We start from the raw sequence: 25,156 nt of genomic DNA, 5'->3' as shown, positions 1-25,156 counted from the left end.
TTATCCTTTAGAATTATTGAACAATTTTTCAAAATCATCCAACACAACTATGGCGCTTTCAAAATCAAACCCTCCGATCGCCTTTTTTAGAGCTTCCAAACCGGGCTTGAACCTTGCTTCTGAAAGCCGTAAAGCAACTTTCTCAAACAAGCTCTCAGATTCAAAATCATTCCTGCTCAGCAGGACTCTGAGTTCTTTTAATAAATCTTCAACGGCGACCTCATTTTCCGGCGAGGGCCCAGCTCGCTCAGGCGAGGATTCCAGTTCCGGTAACAGAATGATGGAATCGAGAACGGTCCGTAACTCTTTTTCATACGAATCCAGCAGGGACTGCACAGCATTAAAATCTTCATCTATTATGGCCTGTTCCAGTTCCGAACATATCCTGTGCAGAGAAAATATTGATAAATTACCGCTTACGCCTTTAATTGTATGGGCCAGCCTTTTGGCGTCCTCATCCTCGCCGTCAGCAATCATTTTTCGTAGAATTTCTCCGGAGTCAGAGTAATCATCCTTAAAATCATTCAACATTTCCCACAGCAATTTCGGCCTTACCAACATGCGCTGCAAAGCTGATTTTATATCGATCCCCGGCAGGGAATCAGGAATAGTACCTTTATCCTCATGATTATTCTGCACCGGGAGGACCTCCTGCAACTCTCTATTGCCATTCGGAGTAATCCAGCGGGTCAGGGTATCGAAAAGCTGTTTCCTATCAATCGGTTTGGAAACGTAGTCATTCATGCCCGCGTCAATACATTTTTCCCGGTCCCCGCTCATGGCGTGGGCGGTCATGGCGATAATAGGTAAGTCCTCCAGGCTCTCAATCTTGCGAATTTCAGTGGTTGCTTCCAGTCCATCCATTATGGGCATCTGTACATCCATCAAAACAGCATCGAAATGATTTTTCCTGGTTTCCCCTACCGCTTCAAGACCGTTGACCACAGTCTTGACTATCATGCCCGCGCACTCAAGAAGCTCACGGGCGACGTTGCTGTTAATGGCATTGTCCTCCACCAGCAGTACGCTCGCCCCGGCAAGTCTGCCCCTTATTTCACCGCAGTCGCAGGAATTAACCAGCTGTTCAGGATCATTTGCACATTTACAGTCAAAAATATCCATTATAGTTTCAGAAATTATGGCAGGGTTGACGGGCTTTAGAAAAAAAGCGTTCACTCCGGCTGCTTCCGCTTTAAGCGGGGTCACATCCTGACCGAAATCAGCCGTTAATATTATAGGAATATCAGCTGTTTCCGAATTCTTGCGAATACGTGAAGTCAACTCAATCCCGTCCATTACGGGCATATTCCAATCAATAATAAGCATCTGATAAGGATCACCACCGGTTTCAGCCAATTCATTGAGGGTGTCTTCACCGCTACCCAAAGCGGTGACCCTGAAGCCCAGTGATTCAAGAATCTCACGCATGACTTCACGGGCAGAATCATTATCATCCACAATAAGAATCTTAAATTCACGAAGGTCCGGAGAGATCATCTCCCGACGGGCAGCCGCAACGGATAAATCGGAGCTGACACCAAGCTCAATGGAAAAATAAAAAGAAGTCCCTTCACCGAAAGAACTTTCAACCCAGAGATTTCCACCCATTGCTCCCACCAGACGCCGGGCAATGGCCAGTCCCAGTCCGGTCCCCCCGAATTTGCGGGTGGTAGACCCATCCGCCTGAGTAAAAGCCTCAAAAATTTTGGGCAGTTTTTCTTGTTCAATGCCTATACCTGAATCGCAGACAGAAAAGAGCAGCATGGCCCGGTCTTTAGTGACAGCACCGGCACTCACACGCAGTACAACTTCCCCGACATCAGTAAATTTTATGGCATTGTTGGTCAGATTGATCAGCACCTGCCCCAGTCTCAACTGATCGCCAAGTAGAAGCAGGGGGAGATCCGGAGCAACGGAAACAACCAGCTCAATCCCCTTATCCGCAGCCTTACCGGCAAAAAGATCCGATATGACCTGCATTACATCGGCCATCTTAAATTCAGATGTTTCAAGCTCCAGCTTTCCTGCTTCGACTTTGGAAAAATCAAGGATATCGTTTATGATGGACAGCAAGGAATGAGCCGATTGCTTGATGTTCTGCATATAATCGCGCTGCTTGGGAGTAAGATCCGTATTCAGGGCAAGGTCGGTCATTCCCAGAACACCATTCATAGGGGTCCTGATCTCGTGACTCATATTAGCCAAAAATTCACTCTTGGAACGGTTGGCCTCATCAGCTTCACGTTTTGCCAGTTCGAGCTCTACCACGGTTTCAGAAAGACGCAGGGCATTCTCCTTCTGTACATCGCGCGCGTAGCGCAGATCCTCGGCATAACGTTCTAGCTCTTCCTCGGATTTTTTGTGATCGGTTATATCAACGATGAACCCTTCCAGCGCTTCTGGAATGTCTTCGGTAGAGTAAACGCCTTGTCCTTTCTCCCAGACCCAGCGCTCTTCTCCGTTCTTGGTAAAAATGCGGTAAAACAGCTCAAAAGGTTTGTAAAAAGAAACCGATGCCCTTATTTCATCCAGAACTTTTTCCCGGTCCTCCGGATGTATCAACTTTCTATAATTGATACCGGGGGTGGATATAAGCTCGTCAGGACGGTATCCGGTAAGCTTAAAAGTCCCTTCACTGGCGAATTCAAAATGCATGTTTTCGGAAGCTGACCGGCGGTAGGCCATACCCGGAAGGTTACTCATCAATGTACTCAGTACCCGCTGACTCTCCTGTAACTCACGAGTTCGTTCGTCAACTTTCTGTTCTAGGGTGGTATGATAGCTTTTTATCTCTTCTTCCGCCTTTCTACGGATAACAATTTCTTCACGCAGTGAATAACTGTACTTATTCAGCTTCTCCATGAAATTATTGAAATGATCGGCCAGCAGTCCCAGCTCATCACTCGATTTACTTTTCATGCGGATAGAGAAGTCCCCCTTCTCGGCCTGCACGAATTTTTTCTGCAACTCATGAATGGGGCGGACCAAGGCCTTGCCTATAAAAACAGAAGTGATCATCACCAGCAGAAGAGCACCACCCATCGCGAACATGATGACCAATCCGATATCATCAAGAGGTTTAAAAATGTCCTCCGTATATCCTGATGAAGCTACAATCCAGCCCAACTCCGGTATATCATTAAAGCTTACAATCTTCTTTTTGGAAAATTCTTCTCCACGGCTCTTCCACTCGTATTCAAGCCTGCCGTTTTTCATCTTGAGAGATTTTAAAAGAAGTGCTTTTTGAGCCGGATCTTTTAAATCATATACGTTGAGTCCTTCCAATTCAGGGTGAATCAAAAGATTACCATCGTAATCTATGATTGAAGGGTACCCGGACTTACCAACTCCCAAAGCCAAAAAATTTTCGCGCAGATTTTCGAGATTGACTATCTGATTGAATTCATCCCGATAGCAAGATGCGGTTATAATCCAGTCCCAGGGCTGAAAATAGGTCATGGCTACCGCCTTAGGGCGGGCTTTCTTATCAAGCGGTTCCTTCCAGTTGTACTCAAGATAACCGTTTTTCTGCTTTATTTGGTCTCGTACAAAACTAAGCCCGCTCAGATCTACACCGAGCAGACTACGCTTGGGATTAACAACCATTATACCTTTACTGTTAAGGCAATAAACCCTTCCGGTCTTTCCTATATGCTGGCTGCGAAAAACCTGTGCAGCACGACTCTTCGCTTCTTCTTCAGTAATCGTCCCACGACGCACCTGACGGTAAAGGTGACGAACTATATCATAATTTTTTTCCGCCACAGCACGCATATAATTTTTGATTGAAGCATCCGCAGAACTGTAGACCATATTAAGAATGGTCTTTGTTGAAGCATCAAGGTCTTCTTCAATGGTTTTCTGTAATATTTTTCTAGCCTGCAGATAGATCAAGCCGCCGCCGACACCGAAAGCAAGCAGAAAGGCCAGCGAATACGTTATAAACAGCTTGTTTCTGATTCGCATACTGCGCAAACTTTGAAACATTTATTTCTCCGGAGACAGCTCAAATACGGGCTTATAGTCACGGGGACCGAACAGCCCCTCGTAAGGATAGCTGGCAATATTATCGGTAGTCACTGTAGGAATGAAAGGGCCGGCACGAAAAGGCAAATCGCGACCCGGCTTTTCCCCGTTCAGGATGCGCACGATTATATCTACAGCCATTCGAGCTTGAAAAATTGTAAGATCCGCAGGAGAAGCGAGAACCTCTCCCTTGGCTATCATGTCATATAGTGCAGGGACAATATATGTAGAAACAATACCGACTTTTCCTTTTATGCCGGCCTGTTCCAGTATAGCTGGCGCAACTTCCGCCGCCACGGCATTGCCGACTAGATAATCGAATTTACTCTGTTCCGCCACGAGTTCACGCACAAGACGACTCTGCCGAACTGGACTGGTATCTCCCCATTTAACGGAAACAATATCAATGCCTCCCGGAAAATACTGCAAAGCGTCCCGAAAACCGTTCAATGTATCGGAAGCCCATCCGGAGGACTTCGGTCCCGGGAAAAAAGCAATCCTAATACTGTCATGCCCTGTTCTTTCAGCATGCTCTGCAAGGAATTCACCGGCGTAATAGCCCATATCATAAAAAGAGACCAATGCCTTTGCCGAAACCTGCGGGGCATGGACATCATTAATCATTTCCACCACCGGAACACCAGTAGTCGAAACAGTGGAAATAATATCATCCAAACCGTTGTAGCTGACGGAACCAAGGATAAAGCCATCCACGCCGGCGCGGCTGAGTTTTCTAATCTGCTCAATCTGCCTGTCCTGATTATCATACCCGCCGGCTTCGAGCAGCTTTACCCCCAACCCCAGTCTACGGGCTTCCTGAATTATACCGTAATTGACGGCAACCCAGTAGGAATCTTTAACATGTGGAACCAATACACCTATCAGATATGGAAAATTAGCTTTAAGCGGAGCATTCCACTCTTCCAACTTGGGCCCCTTAAGACTTGTGCAGGCCTTTCCGGGAGACTTTTTTGCAACATCATACTTACCATAATAACTCTTCACCGGGATAGGCCACCACTGCTGATCAGAAGACGCGACGGCAAAACCCGCGAAAGAAAAACCGATAGTTACAGTAAAAAAGGAAACGAAAAGCAGAGGCATCGCGAAGCAAAACAACCGATTTAAACGAAGGGACATCAGACTACACACCTGCCTACTCATAACTAGATATGATATTGGTACATTATCAGCCAGAACCACGGAACTGGCCGAATCTATTTCCGCCTCACATTGTACCATAGGCTAATAGCTATACTTTGTTAACCACTATGCATTTATAAAATAATGTTCAAAGAAAAAGAAATCTAACCGTATTCAGGCAAAGAGCTATTCCTCTTTATCTTTTTAAAAGAACCAATGCGCTCAACTCAAGGCATGGAGCTGATTATTTAAGCTTATCCAGAAGCTTATCCGAAATATCGTCAGACACTGATTTTAAATGCAGATCCCGCTGCGGGTAAGGCATCTCAATGTTATTTTCCTTTAAGATTTCCCAGATATTCATTACTATCTTGTGTCGCACTCCGCCGAGTCCTTTTTCAGGATCACGAATCCAGACCCGAAGCTCCATATTTATGGAATCCGAACCAAACCCTTTAAGCCGCACAGCCGGTGCAGGAGAAGCAAGGACGCGGTCCACGCCGCTGCCAGCCTGCTCGACCAGCTTGACCGCTTGCTTTAAATCGCAATCGTATGACACGCCCACAGGAATCCTTATCCGCACTTCCGGGCTGGAATAAGTCCAGTTGACTACCAGACTCTTGATAAGATTCTCATTTGGCACCAGATATTCTTTTCCGTCCCTGCTGATAACAGAAACAAAACGGGCATTAATGGACCGGATAAGGCCGTAGACACCCGAGACCTCAATAGTATCTCCGGGCTTGATGGATTTATCCAGAAGCAGGATCACACCTGAAACCAGATTGGAAAAAATATTGCGTAAACCGAAACCGATACCAACACCCATGGCTCCGCTGAGGAATGCCAGACCGGAAAGATCGAGACCGACGGCATCAATGGAGATAAAAATAGCGATGGCAAAGAAGACCATGGTCGCAGCCTTGGACATGAGCACCTGCAAAGAGGGGGAAACCTCTTCCATAGACTCAATCCGGCGATGCACAAATCGGGACATGAATCCAGCCAATTGCAGGGCCAGAACCAAAAGGACCAGTCCTTTCACCACCATGAGTACATTGAGGTCAACTTCACCATATTTCACGCCCACCCCGGCTAAAAACTTCATGGTTGGGCCGTAAAGATTAAAGATATTCAATATAGCCAAGGCATAAGCCACATAGCTGATGAGCTTGGCCATGGTCTTATTTTTAAATAGACCGGTACTGACCCGCACAACCATAATGGCCATGGTCAGGGAGGTCGCTATTCTAAGGACATTAGAGGGTTTATCCATACTCTGGAAAACCACTATGGCGATGTGGAATAAAGGATAAGCGCATGCCATCCAGATAACACGGGATGACTGACGCGCCAGTTCAGACCAATAGGAATTGCTGTTTATAGTCGATTCAAAACGTTTATCAAAATTACCCTTAAAAACTTTACCTATGAGTATAGCCACAAGGGTAAGGCCGGCGATAATTACAATCTGAGCCAGCGCGTTTGCGGTCAGAACATGAGTCTGTACCCATGCATAGACCTGCTGCATGATTTCCTGATAATTCTGGTTGGTCATTGTTTCCCACATAGTGAGTTCTCCTGAAGAACATGCTGTATGAAACTGGTATCCCGAGATTTCGCGAACAAAATAAAATGATGCCGAGCAAAAAAAAGATGCCGAGCAAAAAAAAAAGATAACAACTTAATCGACAAATATTCTTCTTTTTACCAAATCAGACGCAAAAGACAATACTTTAAAAAGGGCTGAGCTCTACTTGGGGGGTTGGAAAATATGCATGAATCCAAAACAAGAAAAAGCCACCAATCTTGCGATTGATGGCTTTTCTAGAAAAGTGGCGGAGCCGAAGGGACTCGAACCCTCGGCCTCCGGCGTGACAGGCCGGCGTTATAACCAGCTTAACTACGGCTCCGCGTATATTAAACGTGTTAAGCAACGTTTAGTATCTGAGGTGGTAGGCGGAACAGGGCTCGAACCTGTGACCCTCGGCTTGTAAGGCCGATGCTCTCCCAACTGAGCTATCCGCCCTCAGGAGGAATTATTTCTAAAGACAGTCGCCTAAGTTGTCAACAATTTTATTCAGAAAAATGAAAATTTCTTTTCGTACCTGAGAGAATTACGACTTATCCTGATCTTCGGTCATGGGCAAAGCAATTGAAAATACCGTTCCTATCTCCTGAGTTGACTCAAATGAAATCTTTCCCCCGAGATATTTTTCCACCAGCAACTTCATGCTATAAGTTCCCATACCCCGCCCCTCGCCTTTTGTGGAGAAAGCTCTTTTAAACATCTGCCGCTGAATTTTATCCGGCATCACAGCGTTGTTGTGGCCCCAAAAAATAACCTCTTTATCTTTTTTCCGGCATCCGATGGTTATCGTCTCTCCCGGATTGGAAGCCTCAAGAGCATTTTTTACCATATTGCCCATAATGCGTGCAAAAATGGTCTGGTCAGTGTAAAAAATAAAATCTTCGCTGTCTTCCGCAATGGAAATCTGCCTTTCTGCGCACAGGGGGTTCCCTGTATAAATATCCCATATGCGGGTCAGGATATCGCCGGACTGCGTCATCCGCATATTTATTTTCAGTGTTCCATCTTCTGCTTTGCAAAGATCTTTCTGAGCCTGAATCTCTTCGGTCATCTGGGTTAAAGCCCGGTCTATTTTCCGGCATTGATTGTCCATGCGCTCTGAAGTATTTACTTTACAGAGCATTTGAGAAGCATATTTCACACCGGTGGCTAGGTTCAGGATATCATGAAAAAACATGTGCTCAAGATTCTTCTTTCTTTTCTCATGGGAGATATCGATTACGGTGAATATGACGAGATTATTACCATGGTATTCGAATGGAGAAGTAAAAACCTGCAGAACAAGTGATTCATCGTGATCCGGGGTATGCCGTACCAGACGGCACTCTTCAGTATGTGCGGCCCCCTGAAGAGACCGGAGGATGGCAGCTGCAGCACCGCAATCCCTGCAAAAGAGGCTGGTACCGCACCCGCCTTCGTTAACGTCCGCATGGATGCATCCCAGAGCTTCTCCGGGGCGCAGTCCTATCGTATTCTGCCTTTTGCTGTACTTCGATATTGGCTTGAAAACCGGATTGCAGAAAACCACCTGCCTGTACGTGTTGATTATTATAAGCGGCACAGGAATGGCTTCAAGAGCCGCAGCCAGAGGATCATTGCTTATAGCTTGCGCTATTTGTTCTATGGTGGATTGTTCATCTCGTTCAGCAGGAGCGAAATCTGTCGGCAATGGCATCAGAACCTCTTAAGGCTGTTGTTCTATATAACTTTCAGTTCTAACCAACTAATAGCTGATTTTTAATATTATGAAAATCGTTCAAGTTCATATTTTATTAAGTGGAATTGCAACTATGTGTCATAAAAAAACAAAAATATAATTTTTTTGCGCTCACTATAAGCGGAGAAAACGAAATGAACGACAAGGCTGCGAGATTCAGTAAAAAAATGTGTGATGTTCTCAATTACGGCGCTCTTAATCTAGCTATGGGCATAGGTTATGAAACCGGCATATTTGAAATTATGGCACATTTGGAGGGGCCTGCCGGCTGCGCTGAAATAACTTCCGGGACGGATCTAAATGAGCGCTATCTACGTGAATGGCTGGGAATTATGGTCTGTGGCGGGATAATCGAGGTCAGCACGAACGGAGATGGAGACGAACTCTTTGAGTTGCCCGAAGAATACATTCCGTTCCTTTGTCTTTCCGGAGGAAGTTCCAATCTCGGGGTATATACGCAGGAAATACCCCTGCTCACTGATTGTGCTCGGCAGGGAGTGCTGCAAGGCATGAAAAGCGGAATAGGTATCCCCTACTCGCAATATCCTAAGTTCTATTCATTTATGCAGGAACTGGCTGATGCCAAGCACCGCGACATACTGGTGCAAACATTTCTGCCTTCAGTCATGGACGGCGAAATGGTCCGGCGTCTTGAGGCGGGAATCTCCGTTTGCGATATAGGTTGCGCCGAAGGTGTGGCACTTGAAGTTATGGCGCGCGCCTTTCCGGAATCGCACTTCACCGGATTTGATATATCAGAAGAATCGATAATTAATGCACGGGAACGGATCAAGGAACTAGGCCTGAAAAATATTACATTCCTTGTTCGCGATGCCGCCGGAAAAGATTTTGTTCCGCAGCAGTTTGATTATATCACCGCCTTTGATTCCATCCACGACCAGACACGCCCTTTTGAGGCCTTGCAAAATATCCGCAAGCTACTGAAGACCGGAGGCATTTTTTCCATGGTTGACATTAAAGCAGAATCGTCCATATCCGGAAATATGAAGCATCCCATGGGTAGCTTCCTTTACACTGTCAGCCTGATGCATTGCATGCCTGTCGGGCTGATGAATGAAGGAGCAGGCTTAGGTATGATGTGGGGCCGGGAAAAGGCCGTCGAGATATGCAGGGCTGCCGGATTCAGCAGAGTAGAAGTGGCCGATATCCCGAAAGACGGTTTTAACAGCCACTACTTATGTTTTAAGTAGTGTAACATCTATCAAAAACAAGAGGGTGCCCACTTTAAAGCAGGCACCCTCTTTCCTATTTATTCACACGCTTGATTAGTTCCAAAGCCTCAAACGGAGGGCGGGATTCAATACGCCTATATTCGCGTCCGTCGGGTGTTCGCGAAACCAGCTTCTCATCGACCAGCCAACGCCGGAGCATGGTATGGTCACAAAAGCTGTGGTTTAGAATCAATTTTTCGTCCAGCTCCAGTTCGGTCATTGCTATGCGCGCCGGAAGCCGGGACCAGAGACCCCAAAGGCAAAGGACACGCATACTGTATTTTTTGGGCCAGCGACTAAGTCTGCCGTTAAGATCAAAGTACCCTGCCGCCTTGTTCAACCGCTTGCGGTTAATTTCCGGTTCCGGTTCATGGGCTGGGGCCAGTTCTGCCTTGAGGTGCTGAAAATTCTTGTAGCCGGCCGATTTGGCCAGCAGATTCAGCATTTCCACATGGCTGGGAACATTCTCAGTGCATTGAAGCTGCTTACGCAGTGAACGTGATAGGGCCGAAACATCGTTAATGATGAGTGGCAGTTGAGTTCGAGACATGGCTTATCCTCGCTTTCGTGCCTACCGCATGGGAAAGGGATTGCCGGTGGTCGTCCTTCCGACTCGGCACGGGATAAGTGTCGGGCGGAAAATAAAAACGGCAGGTTTAGCATACCCCGCGAGGGGCAGACGACGCCTTGGTGAACTGCCGACCGGAGGACACAATAGCGTAGCGAGCAAAGGTCCGCAACCGTGAAAATCATATAATTCCCGGCTGGGATGGGGAGGTGAAATTTTAAAAAAAAGATACCGATCAGGATGACCGGTATCTTTTCATGGCTGAATCAGGCTTTTTTCACTACCGATGTTTTAAGCATCATTGAGCCGAACCCGGGAATTTTACATGAGATATCATGAATTCCGTCTTCAGGTTCCACCAGTCTTATATTTTTGACCTTAGTGCCTTTTTTAATATCGGAAGCACCTTTGACTTTTAAGTTTTGTGTGACTATGACGGTGTCGCCGTCGGCGAGGACGGTTCCGTTAGCATCTTTATATACTTTTTCCGCAGCGTCTTCAGGCTGAAATTCAAGGCCGCACTCAGGACAGATGAGAACACTGCCATCCGAATATACATATTCCGATTTACACTGCGGGCAATTAGGCAAATTTTCCATAGCTTTCAAACTCGTGTTTTTAGATTGGTTATTATAATCAGTTCCCCCGGATATCCGGGGGCAGTATTTGCTATTTGACTAGATTTGTAAATCTGAAATTTGTCTCTTTGTTTTGTCCTCAAAATATTCAATAATATGTATGAGGATTTTTTTTAAAATCACTAATACGAACGACGAAGAACATTCTAAGCCGAATCACGGCGCATTCTTTTTTAGTAATTTATTAAGGATAATATATATGTTTTTACAAGGCACAAAGGCACTCACTAGAACACCACGTACAGACAGGTTCTGCAGAGTGGTTCAGGTTGCTTATGGATATGCTTTTGCCGGTCATATTGCATTGGGAATTATTTTCCTGTGTCTTGGAGTTTTACCGCTTGTATGGTTTAACTTTTTGTTCAGTGTTCCCGTATTTCTTCTGGCTTTTTTCATCAACAAAAAAGGATTCCACAATGCCGCCTTCCTGCTGGCCTGTTGTGAACTGCTCTCGCATCAATATCTCACCGTGCATATGCTGGGTTGGAAAAGCGGATTTCAATACGTACTTCTTTATATGGCAACCCTTCCTTTTTTCAATACATACTGGAAAAAAACATCCCGCTTTCTTGTCGGAGCAGTGGCCCCGATCGCCTTTTGCATGCTCTATTTATATTGCCGCGATTCAAGTGTTTATGTCCTCAAAGAATACCAGTACCACATGTTATTTATCGGCTCCACGCTGAGCACATTCATATCATTGATGTTAATGGTTAATTATTTTGTTCAGGATGCGAATAAAAGTGAAAAGAAATTAAACAAAAGCGTTGAAAAACTGAACCATCTTAACGGAGAACTTATAACCGCCACTTTCCGGCTTGCCCGCAGCGAAGAAAAATATCGCCGGATACTCGAGACAACTGAAGAAGGATTTATTCTGGGAAGCAAAAGTACCGGAATAGTGGATGTAAACGACGCGATTCTCCGTATGGTTGGAGCCCCGCGCGAAGATGTGGTCGGCAAAAAGCCATTCGAATTTATGAATGATTCTTTTGCCGCTTTTGTGCGTAAAAACTGGGACCGGGTAGTCAAAGGGGAGCTGACCTGCTTTGAAGGCCAACTGCGCAATGTCGACGGGAGCGAAACCCCTGTTCAAATTCATGCCAACATGCTTACCGGTGATGATGGCAAGGATCTCGGTTATGTCGCATTCATCGTAGATCTCACCGAAGCAAAGAAAGCGGAAAAGATGCGTGACGACATTGACCACATCACCCGTCACGACCTGAAATCACCCCTGAACGGCATTATCAGCATACCGGAATTTATGCTGCAGTACAGCAACCTCAACGACGGAGACCGAAAGATGCTCCAGAAAATTGAAGAAGCCGGCTACAGAATGCTGAACATGATTAATCTTTCCCTTGATCTCTATAAAATGGAACAGGGTAAATATGAATATTTTCCCAGCCCGGTTGATCTCGTCAAGCAGGTAAACAGGGTCCTCAGCGACAACAGGAATCTGGCAAGCCTGAAAAAATTGAATTTTCACCTGTGCGATGATTCCGGAAACCAGCCGACTGCGTTTATAGTGCAGGGGGAAGAATTGCTCTGCTATTCCATGCTTGCAAACTGCATCAAGAACGCCATGGAAGCCTCACCGCAAAACGGAACAGTACTCATCAGCTTTCACAATTCTCCGCTTAAAATAAGCGTACATAATCAGGGGGTCGTCCCGGAAGCCATTCGTGATGTCTTCTTTGACAAGTTCACAACATCCGGTAAATCAGGCGGAACCGGACTAGGGACATATTCAGCAAAACTGATTGCCGAAACCCTGGGCGGCACCATCGCCATGCAGACTTCCGCGGACGCAGGAACAACAGTATCCGTCACATTCGAGTAGATTTGTTTCGGCCGCAAATGCCAACACTGGATCATCCCCGCGGGTGGGGGGAACACATCTACTATTTCACCGGATGAAAGTAGATAGGCGGATCATCCCCGCGGGTGCGGGGAACACTTCCTGCGGTGACTGCAGCCCGGCTTTAATGGCGGATCATCCCCGCGGGTGCGGGGAACACCTTGCAAGCTTTTTTAGGCGTGAAAGGGTTTGCGGATCATCCCCGCGGGTGCGGGGAACACACACGGAAATGGCCCGCGCCACCCTCGCCAATCGGATCATCCCCGCGGGTGCGGGGAACGCGTCCAGCAATTTTTTCAGGGACAACCATTTCTCCGGATCATCCCCGCGGGTGCGGGGAACACCACGTTGTTTGACATTAGCGTGGCTGACCACCCGGATCATCCCCGCGGGTGCGGGGAACACGCTCAGTACAAGGCCGTAGGCGGAAAGCGTGTTGGATCATCCCCGCGGGTGCGGGGAACACAACGTTGAAGTCCATACCAACGTTTACGGTTTCGGATCATCCCCGCGGGTGCGGGGAACGCCTCTTCCTCTCTTTTAGAAGGCATCGGAATTCCGGATCATCCCCGCGGGTGCGGGGAACGCGATTTTAGACAAAAAAAGAGGGGCTTAGCCCTCGGATCATCCCCGCGGGTGCGGGGAACGCAGTCTCAGTCTAAAGAACAGTTTCTGCAAAACCGGATCATCCCCGCGGGTGCGGGGAACGCGCTAACAAGACAAGAACCAGCTTGAAACTGACCGGATCATCCCCGCGGGTGCGGGGAACGCTCCAGAGGAATGAACGAGAACGCCATAAAAAACGGATCATCCCCGCGGGTGCGGGGAACACCTCAACCTGTGCGGGTTCGGCGGCTGCGGCGGCGGATCATCCCCGCGGGTGCGGGGAACACCAAGTTTTGTTGAACCTGTCCTTCAAGTCCATCGGATCATCCCCGCGGGTGCGGGGAACACGACTGACTATGAGTGGACCGTAATGCCTTACTTGGATCATCCCCGCGGGTGCGGGGAACACCTTAAACCACCCCTTGTCTCAAGTTTTCCAGACGGATCATCCCCGCGGGTGCGGGGAACACTTATCTTGTTGCCGGCAAGGTGCTGATTGAAGCGGATCATCCCCGCGGGTGCGGGGAACACTTTTACCGTTGGAATTCCTTGTGTGTTCCTCGCGGATCATCCCCGCGGGTGCGGGGAACACTGTAAATGACAGAGTTAACAATAGATATGATGCGGATCATCCCCGCGGGTGCGGGGAACACGTATTTCGTCGAACTTCCAATCTTCGTACTGACCGGATCATCCCCGCGGGTGCGGGGAACACTGATTTTTCCAGTATTCAAGCACACTGGGGTGCGGATCATCCCCGCGGGTGCGGGGAACACGGTGGTTTTGTTCTTGAATACAACGTCGAGTTCGGATCATCCCCGCGGGTGCGGGGAACACCTTGTCCCACCAGACCCGCCCGAAGACGGGATCGGATCATCCCCGCGGGTGCGGGGAACACTGTGCGGTTCACGCTGACAATCCTTCAAGGGCCGGATCATCCCCGCGGGTGCGGGGAACACACGAACCCAACACAGAATGGCGCACAATAATTCGGATCATCCCCGCGGGTGCGGGGAACACTTGCCCGGAAAGGCTGGGTGAAAAACATAAGTCGGATCATCCCCGCGGGTGCGGGGAACACGCAACCAACTCATAAACCCAAATGTAGACGGGCGGATCATCCCCGCGGGTGCGGGGAACACAGCTGGAGAGAGGCAAGGTTAACCGGGGCTTTCGGATCATCCCCGCGGGTGCGGGGAACACTCTTCCTGTAACCTATAATACTTTTTGACCTTTTTTATCAATTTAAAAAATGCCGACTTTTTCACCCAGTTCAGGAACAACTTTTGCTAGGCCAAATCATCACCCTCAAGCGGTAAAAACGAAACCAAACTCATCCCGTCAAAATCTACTGGAATTCTGCGGTTCTCACCAATTGTCCTGAACAAAAAGCCCTGTTCATTATTTGCTTTCCAAGCCATAACAGCGTTTCCCTCGCCTGTATTGCCTTCAATATTACTCCACACTGTTTCACGCACCTTTGCCGACAAAGTACCGACATAAACCCCTGCGCGAATTTCAAGCATCCAGACAGCAAGCCTGCCACGTAATCTCGCAGGTACATTTTCAAGTACGATGACCGTCATCTTCGTACCCCCTATCGTCTTCAAAAGCAGGCTCTACCGCATATACAGGATCATCCGGGACAGGGACTCCACCTGCTTTCAAGACTTCTTCGATCAGCGGGATAATCTTTTTAAGCACCTTTTTGGTCCTGAACATGTCCCGGCAGGCCAGCCTTGTTTCCCGTTCAGGATTCATGGGATTTTTGGCCGCTACAGAGAAAGCGGCAGGAACAACGGTCTCAAATTTTATCAGATCAGCAACATCATAAACAAAAGAACGAGGCTTCCCGGTATGCAAAAAGCCGATCGCCGGAGCATAGCCCGCGGCAAGTATGGCCGCCTCGCAGACTCCGTAGAGGCACGATGTGGCCGCACTCAAACATTTGTTCGGCACATCCGAATCATCAAACTGCTTCGGATTGTACTTCCGGCCGGACCAGCTCACACGATGCATTCGAGCCAGATGTTTATACAGGGCCTTTACCCTTGCTCCTTCCATACCGCGCAACTGCTCCACGCTTCTGCCTGCGGGTGCATCGCCGTCAAAACGGATTTCAAACATCTTGCGTACAACATTGAGCCGCGCCTTCGGATCAAGGGCCAATGCGGCCTGCCATAGCAGCTTGTCGCTCCTTGCCCCTCCGGGCTGCCCGGCGGCATAAAGCCGAACCCCGGCCTCGCCGACCCAGACCAGCAAAGTCCCGGCCCGTGCAGCAAGCGATACCGCCGCATGGGAAACCCTTGTTCCCGGTTCAAGCAGGATACAGCAAACCCCGCCTACGGGAATATGGGTTCGCACTCCCTCGGCATCAACCAGCACAAAAGCACCATCCAGAACATCAAGCCGACCTTTCTCCAGAAAAACCATACTTGAACGTTCCTTAAGGGGAATCGGTTTGAGTTTCGGCAGGATCATGCCCGCCTCACCAGCAGCAGGCCGAAGCCGAAACCTTTTGCGCAGCCAACACCGTTAAATAGAGCCCGCTTAATATTTTCAGGATCAGTTACTTTTGCGAAACCACGTACATCCATGCAGGATAGATTCACCATACGCCCTTTACCTTTCTGAAAACGCTCCTGCGAATATGATTCTACAATCAGCCCGGGGCCATTCTCACCATGCTCCAGCTCAAAACCGAGGGTTTCACTGCGCTTCATAATCCATTGCGCGCCGGCTTCCTCGGCAATTTCCAGCCGTTTATCCCATTCAGTGCGAGGCAGCCCCTGTCGCTCCATTTCTTTACGCCTATCCTGCACAATATCGATGCGCTGCTGCCGTCCGTTTTCATCTCTGCGTTTTACTATGGGATTAAACCGTAAGGAAAAGTGCAGCCGTTCCCCGACCTCAAGCTGCGGATTATACTCTTTGACCTGAAGTGTCCGCAGAAAGCGCGTTTCCGCAGGTTCCCGGCTTGAAACAGCGAGAAAGCTGCTCGGGTCCATTCTGCGATAGATAAAATCGCGCTCCCGGTCCGAGCTGTCGGAAAAAATCTTCCACAAAGCTCTATGCTCTTCATACACCCCGGCTCGTTTCATCATAACCGGGTCGAGAACAATTTTAGTCATGTACATAACTTATTCCTCCCCTGTTTTTAATGACGGTACGTGATATTCAAACCTGAGTCCGTATTGGCGTCTGTTATGATCGGTCACCCGGTCCCGCACAGAATATCTGCTGAATTTTCCATGATCAGCCTCAGTCCAGACCGGGCATTTATCCAGCGAACGTGCGCCGTAAAGATTGCGCAACTCCGGTGTATAGCCGACAAGGGCCTGCAATTCATCCTCCGCCGCAACAATCTCCGGCATAAATGGAAATCCCGGAGGGCAGGATTTACGACCGAAATAGACATTTAACCGGGGCTGCTTCAAAGCCTCCACCATATCTTCCATTGCAAATGGCGGTTCTTCCTCAAACCAGATACAGGCGGAGAATGCTGCATTCATGAGATACTCGCGCCTTGAGAGGATGGTATTCAATTTGTCATCCTTATCCAGCATAGTCCCAAGCTCCTGCCTGCGGGTGCGGTAAATTCTATTCTTTTTTTCCGAGGGCACCTGCGTGGTATGATAATCAAGCATAACCGACCCCGGGCGATCCTCCCGCACTGCCACCCGTGCAGCATCACTCAATTCCGTCAAAAGCGGATCACCCCGCCGAACACCGAGGGCCGCAGCCAGAAGCCCCAGCAGACCGGAACGGGTCGGGCGCGGAGCAGCAGGACGGACTTCCCCCACCGCAACACTTCCCCAGCCCTGCATAAGACCGTAAATGGTAAAAACCAAATAATACCGCATGGCTACTCCTTAATAAAATCAAGCACATCAGCCAAAGTTCCACCGGCGGGACCAAATGAAATGCTTTCAGTCTCAACTCCATAAATTCTACCGAACGATTCACGCTGCGCTTCCAATCTTTCCACTGCACCTTCCACAGTTATATTGCCGTCTTTTTCACCATAAGGTTCGCTTGCTCCAAGCGGCTTGAGATAAGCGACAGAAAGGTTGCAGGGCTGGATATCGCCCTTTTCGGCAAGGCAGTAGGAGGCCCATGCCCGCGAACCGAAGCTGTTCTGCTTGCCGCCGGGGCTTACAGTACAGGCCGCGTTGGCAAGCGATGCGACCGCACGGTTGGCAAGATCCGCATCACCGCCGAGATTCTCCTTGAGCAGTTCGCGATCCACGCAAAGGTAAAGATAGAAAAGCCCCGCACCGAATTCAGTGACACCAAGGTGCCCGGCCCCGGAATCATCGCGGTTAAGATCATCCACAGCGGTAAAAAAATCATCTTCAACTGTCGCCTTATGCACGGTCATAGCGTGAGCTACCTGCGCTGCCGCTTCGATATTGTGCCTGTTGCTGGAAGCCAGCATGCGCCCGAAGAGGGCTACATCGGCAGCGGAACAATCACGGCAAAGCAGTTCCAACTGTTCCTTGGAAGGCTCCTTTAAGCTCTCGCGGCACTCCTCCACCACTGCGGCAATATTACTCAGCTCTTCAGGGCTCAAATGAGCGAGCTGCTCGGTTTCAAGAGACTCCATTTTAGCAGAATCATCATCCTTCTTCTTGGGTTCAGGCTTGAGCTTACCAAAAACACCACCGATTGCGCGCCCGATTGCGATGGCATCTTTTTCTTTCAATTTTTTAAGCGAACCTCCGGCCTCAAAATCCTTAATCACATCACCAAGAGCGACCCCGTTCAACAAAGCCAGATAAACATATTTGCCTATTTCCTTGGTGCGGATGCCCATATTCCCGGCAAGAGCCTGCTGAAAAGCCTCGGAAGTGCGCCATGCCCGTTTAAGACTCTGGGACGAAACGCGCAGCCGCTGAGCATCGCCCATAATCACGGTCTTGGGGCGGCCAAGGTCGTCACGGTTAAGGTTGGATGCGGGATAACTGGTCAAAATATGAAGCTGAATGAAACGTGACATTTTTATATCTCCTTATAAAATTTATTTTTTAACTGAGTAATACTGTTCGGCCCAACGACGGCGGGAATAATCATTCCAATAACAGCCGCCCTCCAGCAAACCTTTAAGTCCGGCCTTGCAACCCATCAGCTTAATCATTCTGAGCATCATGACATACAGTGCTTCCTGATCGCCCTCAGCTATGGAAAGCATTTTACGGAAGCGTACATCCTTCATATACGCACTGCCTTTATCTGATTTGGCGAAGAGCATGGCAAAATGAGCACTGTCATCCAAAATTTTAATATGCGAAATCAGACCCAAAGGAAGAGCAAGACGCCCCAGATCGGATTCATTGAACTCAAAATTTTCCTGATAAAGTATGTTGACTATCCCGCGCCGAAAATCTTCCGAAATATAAACATCAAGAGGACTCTTTTCCCTGCGCAATCTGGCCCGCTCTCCTCGGTTTTCCTGCAAATCTTTGTGCCAGTTAATCAGGACCTTGCGTAACCGTTCTGATTCTTCGCTATGCTGCAAAACTTCCGACAACTTCACTTTGTCTCTCCTTTTTTAATCAGCCCGTTTTTGGTCAGATAGCTATAGTTGAAAGCACCCATTTTCTGCCCTGCTTCCACATAGCGGCCATACCGTTCCGGCGGAATATGGGTAGACATGACGTACTCTTGAAACAACTTTCCGGTTCGGGAATGAATGTATCGCCCCCACAAATCCAACAGATTCTCTATCCGGTCATCCTCCTCGGTACGGGCCAGATCCGCGGCAAGCTCATAAAACCGGGTGGAAGTAGCAGCCCAGAAGGATGTGCCCACATTGGCAAAGTAACTTTTATCCACCTTGGCCTGATTCTTTCCGGCATCATTGATCAATGCATCTTTCACCGCGCCGACAAGATTGCTGCGCACCTTATCCGCAGCAACAATCATCCGCTCAGTATGTTCCCGAAATAGATCATTATTCACAGTACGGAGAAAAGGAAATTCATGCTCGCACCATTGCACGGCCTTCATATTATCCATATCGAAGCCGGCAACGTTTATTTCAGCATCATAGAGTTCACTGCCGGCATGGCGCACACAAGCGGACGGAACCATACGGCTCTTTTTACCTCCGGCATCAAGCTGCCCGTAGATAAGTCCCAGCCAATTGCTGTAAGCAGAAATATTGGCCTGCCCTTTCACTGATAACAACGGCTTTCCGGTCTGTATTCGGTATGGAGTAAGAGGATGGGCCCATGTATCGGAGTAGTTGTAACCGGAAGGCCGGGTAAGGTATGAAGGAACAGAGACATCAGACTCAGCACCGCAGATGGAACAAAGGCAATGCTTGGGCGCCTCCTCCAGCACTATCCTGCGCGGCATGGACCAATAAATATGCAGAGGATGGACATCTTCGGGCGTGGTAATTTCAGATTTTTCGCTGGTCCGGGTGGGAGCAGCCCACGGAAATACATTTCCGGGAATTTCAGGAGCCGGAGGAAGCTTATGTGCTTCTTTATTAGATAGCGGAAGCACATTTAGCCAGACCTTCTCCCAAAGAGAGGCCCCGACTTTCAAATCATCAAGCTCACCGCCCTTGACCAAAGTGGACAAAGGACCGCCCCCGCGTAGAGAAGTCCGGTGCCCACTACCACCAGCAGGGGCAAATGCCTGTAAGGTGAAGAGGCTCATGGCAGCACAAGCCGGACACATGCATTCAACCGCCCCACGCTTGTTAAAAAAGTCGGTATTATGCTTAAGGGTATTGCCGCCCGGAGCGTCAATAAGAAGAGCAGAAACATGATTCCGAGCAGGCTTATCCTCCTCGGACATAGTAAAATCCTGCATGAAACGCGGGCGTGCCCCGAACAGATTAAAATATGATTCATGAACCATCATTGCGGACCGCAACTCATCCTGAGACGGTGAATTTGCAAAACCGCCTTTCCAATCTTTTTCCTGATCAGGAGGATAAACAGTCTGAACAAGCCCGATCAAAAATTCCATAAGGGCAGCCCGAAAATCGGGCCTCGGCGGAATAAGATCAACCGGAGGAGAATCTCCACCAACGATCTCATAAGGAGCAATGCGGTCATGGCTGCCATCCGCTCGGATGACCGGTAGCCATTTTTCCTGCAAAAGGTTGTAATGCATTAATCACCTCCACATTTTATAAAATACAGATACAGGGGCAACATAATTGTTTTATTAATAAAAAGAAAGCAGATACAGAATTTTTGATAAAAGATATGGATCTATAATTTCATTTAGATTTATCCGGCAAAAAATTCACCAATTCTTCCATAAGACATTTGAAGATAGCAAAAGAAAAAACCAAACAGAAAAAATTCCCCCATGAAGGGGCAGTAAATATCTTGTATAATAAGTAAGGGAAAGGCACCCAGAACGGATATGTAAGGACTAGAAATACAAACGCAAAAAAATATCTCATACCGTTGCCTCCATCAATATGGGAAATATCAACCCATGCATGAGATAGTAAAAATAACTTAAGACAAAAAGCGAGGGGAGAAAATTCAGCTATTCCCCCCCGCTTAGATCATCCCCGCGTGTGCGGGGAACACAAGGGGTCGATCTGTTTGAACAGGGAATGAGACGGATCATCCCCGCGGGTGCGGGGAACACGCGCACGTATTCACGGAACTCTGAAACCAAGTCGGATCATCCCCGCGGGTGCGGGGAACACGCACCTCTAGACATTTTAGACCCGTGCCAAGGCGGATCATCCCCGCGGGTGCGGGGAACACGTGACGGATCAGCGTGGAAAACCATCATAGACCGGATCATCCCCGCGGGTGCGGGGAACACTAAAATACCGAATATGGGCTTTGGACAACACTCGGATCATCCCCGCGGGTGCGGGGAACACAATGTTCTCAGACCGGCGGTTATACTCAATAGCGGATCATCCCCGCGTGTGCGGGGAACACTTAATCCAAGTCCTCCCCAAAAGATTGCTAATCGGATCATCCCCGCGTGTGCGGGGAACACCGTCCGAGTGGATTCGAACCACTGATCTACTGCGGATCATCCCCGCGTGTGCGGGGAACACCTATTGGATGAATTGTATGTGATGGTAGAGAGCGGATCATCCCCGCGTGTGCGGGGAACACATAAAACATCATTCTATCAAAATACATGCACTCGGATCATCCCCGCGTGTGCGGGGAACACATCTACACCGCTCTCACGAACCTTTGCCCGCACGGATCATCCCCGCGTGTGCGGGGAACACATATGGTAGGCAACCCAGAAGAAGAAACGCGCCGGATCATCCCCGCGTGTGCGGGGAACACTTAAAGTCGGCGCAGGCGCAGTAGGAGAGTACCGGATCATCCCCGCGTGTGCGGGGAACACCGCCGCACTGCCGACATGATTAACGAATCATTGCGGATCATCCCCGCGTGTGCGGGGAACACGGTGGGGTTCATGTGAACCTGCCCGATATCGCCGGATCATCCCCGCGTGTGCGGGGAACACATGAATCTTTCGAACATACTTTCGATAGATCACGGATCATCCCCGCGTGTGCGGGGAACACTCTTCCTGCAAACTTCAGTATTTTTTAACCTTTTTCAGCAATATAAAAATTGCCAACTTTTTATGCCAATTCAGGTCTACTTATTGCAAAATAAATTTTCTATAAAACAATACTCAAGTATCCATTAAAAAATCAACCACTCACCCTTAACAAACAACTTCGAGACCACTTTGTGAACTGTACAGAACTTCAACATCCTCACCTTGAACATTGAGCGCCTGCCCGGCCCAGACATCACCTTCCGACTTGTTCAGAACAAGACACTCGCACCAGCGCCCTTTATCAGGCATGCACGACATCAGCGCTTCTACTTCGGCTTCATAACCTTTATTAACCGCTTGGCGCACCTTCTTGGCACTTACCCGAACTTCGGAACGCATGCAGTCCTTAATGGTAATAAATTTATCGTCAGACGCAGCCCAAAGCGACAGCCGGCCGCCTTCAACCTTTAAAAGCCGCAGTTGACGAGATTCTTCCCCCAGCCTTGTCGGGGTCATTGTGTCATTATCCCACTGTCCCTCATTGGAATTATACCCGGCACTGAAATTTAACGAAAGAAAACCGGCGAGCGATTTTCCGGCTGATTCATCTCCTTCGGCTTTCAACTCCTGTCCTTCAAAAACGGCCGGAGCCTCCAAACCGGCTCCATACGCTCCTTCCACTAATTCCCGGGCCTCTTCAGGCAACCGGATAGCTCCTTTTTCCTTCAGCAATCGAGCTGTACGCCAGAGCAGAGCAGGATGCGTGTAAACATATTGCCCTATTTCAAATAAATTCGCATACCAATCCTCATTCGGGTCATCTACTGGATCAGGCATAAGCACTTTCATCAAAGGAGATTCGTATCCCTGTGGCCGAAAATCCCTAAAATGCCGATGGCATCTCCCGGCCCGCTGAATCATCAGTTCCATCGGAGCGAGATCAGACAACAATTGATCGAAGTCCAAATCCAGTGACTGCTCGACCACCTGTGTGGCAATAAGGATCTTACCGGACCGCTGCTCCGGTTCGCTTTCTTTACCGAAAAGATCCAACACCTGCTGTTCTATTTTCATGCGATCCAAACCGGTAAACCGGGCATGAAAAAGGATCACATCCTTTTCCGGCAGCTGAAACTCTTCAATCAAGCAATCCCGCGCGGCGACAGCATCAGCAACAGTATTTCTTATCCAGCAGCCGCAGCCGCCCGATTTACGGACCTCGACAAGACTGCGAAACATCACGCCTTCATCATAAACACATTCAACGGACATATCGATTTTTCTGTTACTTTCAAGGGCTATCTCCTGCACAGACCGATCCTGCATCCGGGTCAGCAAAGGAAAACCATCCTCTTTCGGCGATATGGTCAAGGGATCAGCCCCGCAAAAATCTCGCCCTTTTGCCCATGCCTCCATGAGTTCCCTGCGAATATGATCCGGCAATGTGGCGGAAAGCAGGATTGCGCTGCCGCCCTGCGCGGCATGAAAAGTAAGCAGATTTGCCAGAAGCCGCCCTGTATAAGCATCATAGGCATGCACTTCATCTACAATAAGAAATGAACGGCTGAGTCCTAAAAGCCGCAGGGCCTGATGTTTAGAGCTGAGTATACCAAGCAGGGCCTGATCAATTGTCCCCACACCACAAGGAGCGAGCAGAGCTTTCTTACGGTTATCGGCAAACCATGAATAACAGACTGCCCTGCCATCATCTTCTACCCCGTCAGCTCCGTTTTCCATAGGTACTATGCTCCCCAGATATCCATCATGCAGAGCCCGGCCCCCGTGGGCGAGAATCAATGAAGCGTCCTCATCCTTAAAAAGTCTGCGGTACGTACCGGCAAGACGGCTGTACATAGCATTGGCAGTAGCCATAGTCGGCAGACCTATGAAAAGCCCCTGAGATGCACCGCTACGCATAGCCCTATGCGCGGCCAGCACAGCTGCTTCCGTCTTCCCGCCACCGGTCAGATCTTCGAGGATCAGCAATTCCGGCTCTCGCTGCTCCGGCAGGTCGAGAACAGCTTGTTGCAGGACACTGGGGACCGCATCATCGGGGAGATATTTGAAAAGGTGGGCAAAGCTAGTGGACTCAGCCGAAGCGGCGGGTAGTATTTTCGCTTGCGAAACAGCCAACTTAGCCTTTTCCGAGGCTTCCTTCCATCCAGCTGAGATGGAAATAGGGCTTGAATCCGGGCCAAACCAGATTTCATTTGAACCTATCCAGTCCGACAGGATAAACAGACCGGCAGCAGCCCATGAAAGCCCCTGCAAGGATTCATCGTGCAAACCGTCCTGGAATTCATGATTTATAAAAAAAGAGACCGCTTCATCATTAAATTGCAATGCATCATCGACGCAGAGGCCAAAAAATCTTTTCAGTCTATCCGGCTTTATCTTTTCATAAGAGACCGGATTCCCATGATGCGCAAGGGCTGCAACTGCCAGGGGACTGAAAAGTCTTGAATCCGTGCATCCTATCTTCTTGTGGAGCCTGTACGCACTCCATAACTTCACACCCAGCATAGTATGGTGTTCTGAGCCTTTAGGATCAGGAATTCCGTTCAAAATTGCCAGATCAGCCTTCTGATGTTGAAAACAAAGGGAGAATTTACCAAGATCATGAATACATGCGAGGTAGATAAGCAGGTTTTCAGTTGCATCCGCATCAAGGGGGGACAACGCAGAAATTCTGCTGCGCAGGGCGGCATCAGACTGCAGCAGAACCTTCATCACAGCCGCAACTTCAATACAATGCCGCCGCAAATGATGCCACTGGCCGTCTTCAAATGTTTTTCCCCAGTACTGCATAGCACATCCCTTTTCTATTTATTGGAATCATCCTCGCCGCATTCGCAGAAACTCGCCAACCAGCGCGACTGGCACTTCAATCAGCAGAAACGGAGTTATGAATAAGCGTTTACATAAACCGTTAAGATTCATCACGGACCATATGAAATTCCTTCACCAGCTCATTGAGCGGCACATTTATTCAGCACATAAATATGTAACGCCCAATCAAACCAGCTTGTCAAGTCAGGCTGTCTCTATTTCCCATAAGCTAAATAATAATGTTTATAGCCCATCACCCTCAAAAAAATTGTACAAAACACCAGACACAAAAAAAGGACTTACAACCATAAAGCTGTAAGTCCTTGTATTATCTGGTACCGGGAGAGAGACTCGAACTCTCAAGGGCGTGAACCCGGCGGATTTTGAGTCCAATACCAAGGCTACAGCATGTGTCCCTGAGC

General features: G+C 48.6%; 16 protein-coding genes, 2 tRNA genes and 2 CRISPR repeat arrays. Of the genes, 2 read left to right on the top strand and 16 right to left on the bottom strand.

Annotated features, from left to right (window positions below):
• From ACKU35_RS06240 to ACKU35_RS06215, 6 genes are all read right to left on the bottom strand, one after another.
• On the bottom strand, nt 1–3,987 hold the full coding sequence (locus ACKU35_RS06240; RefSeq protein WP_319764173.1) for a response regulator: 3,987 nt from the start codon (nt 3,985–3,987) through the stop codon (nt 1–3).
• Complete coding sequence (torT, locus tag ACKU35_RS06235; protein WP_319764171.1) at nt 3,988–5,166, bottom strand: TMAO reductase system periplasmic protein TorT; 1,179 nt, start codon at nt 5,164–5,166, stop codon at nt 3,988–3,990.
• Between the two features lie 247 nt (nt 5,167–5,413).
• Nucleotides 5,414–6,739: a mechanosensitive ion channel domain-containing protein gene (locus tag ACKU35_RS06230; RefSeq protein WP_319764169.1), complete on the bottom strand. Its 1,326-nt coding sequence runs from the start codon at nt 6,737–6,739 to the stop codon at nt 5,414–5,416.
• Between the two features lie 266 nt (nt 6,740–7,005).
• Nucleotides 7,006–7,082: transfer RNA gene (locus ACKU35_RS06225), tRNA-Asp, on the bottom strand.
• A 40-nt stretch (nt 7,083–7,122) separates the two neighbouring features.
• A tRNA-Val gene (locus ACKU35_RS06220) sits at nt 7,123–7,198 on the bottom strand.
• 88 nt (nt 7,199–7,286) lie between these two features.
• Complete coding sequence (locus tag ACKU35_RS06215) at nt 7,287–8,435, bottom strand: HAMP domain-containing sensor histidine kinase (RefSeq protein ID WP_319764167.1); 1,149 nt, start codon at nt 8,433–8,435, stop codon at nt 7,287–7,289.
• A gap of 176 nt (nt 8,436–8,611) precedes the next feature.
• On the opposite strand from ACKU35_RS06215, the gene ACKU35_RS06210 reads away from it, so the two are divergent.
• Nucleotides 8,612–9,688 carry a class I SAM-dependent methyltransferase gene (locus ACKU35_RS06210; RefSeq protein ID WP_319764165.1) on the top strand — a complete coding sequence of 359 codons (1,077 nt, stop codon included), beginning with the start codon at nt 8,612–8,614 and terminating at the stop codon, nt 9,686–9,688.
• Nucleotides 9,689–9,743: 55 nt separating this feature from the next.
• Here the strand turns inward: ACKU35_RS06210 and ACKU35_RS06205 are convergent, their stop codons facing one another.
• Complete coding sequence (locus ACKU35_RS06205; protein ID WP_319764163.1) at nt 9,744–10,259, bottom strand: DUF2087 domain-containing protein; 516 nt, start codon at nt 10,257–10,259, stop codon at nt 9,744–9,746.
• A gap of 284 nt (nt 10,260–10,543) precedes the next feature.
• A complete protein-coding gene (locus tag ACKU35_RS06200) occupies nt 10,544–10,876 on the bottom strand; it encodes a zinc ribbon domain-containing protein YjdM (protein WP_319764161.1) in 333 nt (110 codons plus the stop codon).
• Between the two features lie 238 nt (nt 10,877–11,114).
• On the opposite strand from ACKU35_RS06200, the gene ACKU35_RS06195 reads away from it, so the two are divergent.
• Nucleotides 11,115–12,761 carry a PAS domain-containing sensor histidine kinase gene (locus ACKU35_RS06195; RefSeq protein WP_319764159.1) on the top strand — a complete coding sequence of 549 codons (1,647 nt, stop codon included), beginning with the start codon at nt 11,115–11,117 and terminating at the stop codon, nt 12,759–12,761.
• Between the two features lie 27 nt (nt 12,762–12,788).
• A CRISPR array of direct repeats spans nt 12,789–14,588; the repeat unit is 29 nt; unit sequence CGGATCATCCCCGCGGGTGCGGGGAACAC.
• Nucleotides 14,589–14,674: 86 nt separating this feature from the next.
• On the opposite strand, the gene cas2e is transcribed toward ACKU35_RS06195, so the two are convergent.
• The 8 genes from cas2e to cas3 form a co-directional block, all read right to left on the bottom strand.
• The gene (gene cas2e / locus ACKU35_RS06190; RefSeq protein WP_319764158.1) at nt 14,675–14,971 is read right to left on the bottom strand and encodes a type I-E CRISPR-associated endoribonuclease Cas2e; all 297 of its coding nucleotides are present in this window, start codon (nt 14,969–14,971) and stop codon (nt 14,675–14,677) included.
• Nucleotides 14,952–15,866, bottom strand: coding sequence for a type I-E CRISPR-associated endonuclease Cas1e (gene cas1e, locus ACKU35_RS06185; RefSeq protein ID WP_319764156.1), 915 nt, complete (start codon nt 15,864–15,866; stop codon nt 14,952–14,954). The genes cas2e and cas1e overlap by 20 nt, the downstream gene beginning before the upstream one ends.
• Nucleotides 15,863–16,522: a type I-E CRISPR-associated protein Cas6/Cse3/CasE gene (gene cas6e, locus ACKU35_RS06180; protein ID WP_319764155.1), complete on the bottom strand. Its 660-nt coding sequence runs from the start codon at nt 16,520–16,522 to the stop codon at nt 15,863–15,865. Before cas6e ends, cas1e begins: the two co-directional genes overlap by 4 nt.
• A 3-nt stretch (nt 16,523–16,525) precedes the next feature.
• Nucleotides 16,526–17,248: a type I-E CRISPR-associated protein Cas5/CasD gene (cas5e, locus tag ACKU35_RS06175; RefSeq protein ID WP_319764153.1), complete on the bottom strand. Its 723-nt coding sequence runs from the start codon at nt 17,246–17,248 to the stop codon at nt 16,526–16,528.
• 2 nt (nt 17,249–17,250) lie between these two features.
• Nucleotides 17,251–18,384 (bottom strand): type I-E CRISPR-associated protein Cas7/Cse4/CasC, encoded by a 1,134-nt coding sequence (gene cas7e, locus ACKU35_RS06170; protein WP_319764151.1) that lies wholly within the window; start codon nt 18,382–18,384, stop codon nt 17,251–17,253.
• A gap of 21 nt (nt 18,385–18,405) precedes the next feature.
• Nucleotides 18,406–18,921 (bottom strand): type I-E CRISPR-associated protein Cse2/CasB, encoded by a 516-nt coding sequence (casB, locus tag ACKU35_RS06165; RefSeq protein WP_319764149.1) that lies wholly within the window; start codon nt 18,919–18,921, stop codon nt 18,406–18,408.
• The gene (gene casA, locus ACKU35_RS06160; RefSeq protein WP_319764147.1) at nt 18,918–20,516 is read right to left on the bottom strand and encodes a type I-E CRISPR-associated protein Cse1/CasA; all 1,599 of its coding nucleotides are present in this window, start codon (nt 20,514–20,516) and stop codon (nt 18,918–18,920) included. Before casA ends, casB begins: the two co-directional genes overlap by 4 nt.
• Nucleotides 20,517–20,918: 402 nt before the next feature.
• A CRISPR array of direct repeats spans nt 20,919–21,924; the repeat unit is 29 nt; unit sequence CGGATCATCCCCGCGGGTGCGGGGAACAC.
• A 146-nt stretch (nt 21,925–22,070) separates the two neighbouring features.
• The gene (gene cas3 / locus ACKU35_RS06155; protein WP_319764145.1) at nt 22,071–24,713 is read right to left on the bottom strand and encodes a CRISPR-associated helicase Cas3'; all 2,643 of its coding nucleotides are present in this window, start codon (nt 24,711–24,713) and stop codon (nt 22,071–22,073) included.
• Nucleotides 24,714–25,156 lie beyond the last annotated feature (443 nt).

Origin of the sequence: Maridesulfovibrio sp. (genome assembly GCF_963676065.1) — a bacterium.
Classification (GTDB): Bacteria; Desulfobacterota; Desulfovibrionia; order Desulfovibrionales; family Desulfovibrionaceae; genus Maridesulfovibrio.
This window is presented reverse-complemented; position numbering and strand designations above follow the sequence as displayed.

Coding starts and splice junctions, on each gene's coding strand:
- ACKU35_RS06240 (WP_319764173.1), bottom strand. CDS start 3,987: ATGTTTCAAAGTTTGCGCAGTATGCGAATCAGAAACAAGCTGTTTATA.
- torT (WP_319764171.1), bottom strand. CDS start 5,166: ATGTCCCTTCGTTTAAATCGGTTGTTTTGCTTCGCGATGCCTCTGCTT.
- ACKU35_RS06230 (WP_319764169.1), bottom strand. CDS start 6,739: ATGTGGGAAACAATGACCAACCAGAATTATCAGGAAATCATGCAGCAG.
- ACKU35_RS06215 (WP_319764167.1), bottom strand. CDS start 8,435: ATGCCATTGCCGACAGATTTCGCTCCTGCTGAACGAGATGAACAATCC.
- ACKU35_RS06210 (WP_319764165.1), top strand. CDS start 8,612: ATGAACGACAAGGCTGCGAGATTCAGTAAAAAAATGTGTGATGTTCTC.
- ACKU35_RS06205 (WP_319764163.1), bottom strand. CDS start 10,259: ATGTCTCGAACTCAACTGCCACTCATCATTAACGATGTTTCGGCCCTA.
- ACKU35_RS06200 (WP_319764161.1), bottom strand. CDS start 10,876: ATGGAAAATTTGCCTAATTGCCCGCAGTGTAAATCGGAATATGTATAT.
- ACKU35_RS06195 (WP_319764159.1), top strand. CDS start 11,115: ATGTTTTTACAAGGCACAAAGGCACTCACTAGAACACCACGTACAGAC.
- cas2e (WP_319764158.1), bottom strand. CDS start 14,971: ATGACGGTCATCGTACTTGAAAATGTACCTGCGAGATTACGTGGCAGG.
- cas1e (WP_319764156.1), bottom strand. CDS start 15,866: ATGATCCTGCCGAAACTCAAACCGATTCCCCTTAAGGAACGTTCAAGT.
- cas6e (WP_319764155.1), bottom strand. CDS start 16,522: ATGTACATGACTAAAATTGTTCTCGACCCGGTTATGATGAAACGAGCC.
- cas5e (WP_319764153.1), bottom strand. CDS start 17,248: ATGCGGTATTATTTGGTTTTTACCATTTACGGTCTTATGCAGGGCTGG.
- cas7e (WP_319764151.1), bottom strand. CDS start 18,384: ATGTCACGTTTCATTCAGCTTCATATTTTGACCAGTTATCCCGCATCC.
- casA (WP_319764147.1), bottom strand. CDS start 20,516: ATGCATTACAACCTTTTGCAGGAAAAATGGCTACCGGTCATCCGAGCG.
- cas3 (WP_319764145.1), bottom strand. CDS start 24,713: ATGCAGTACTGGGGAAAAACATTTGAAGACGGCCAGTGGCATCATTTG.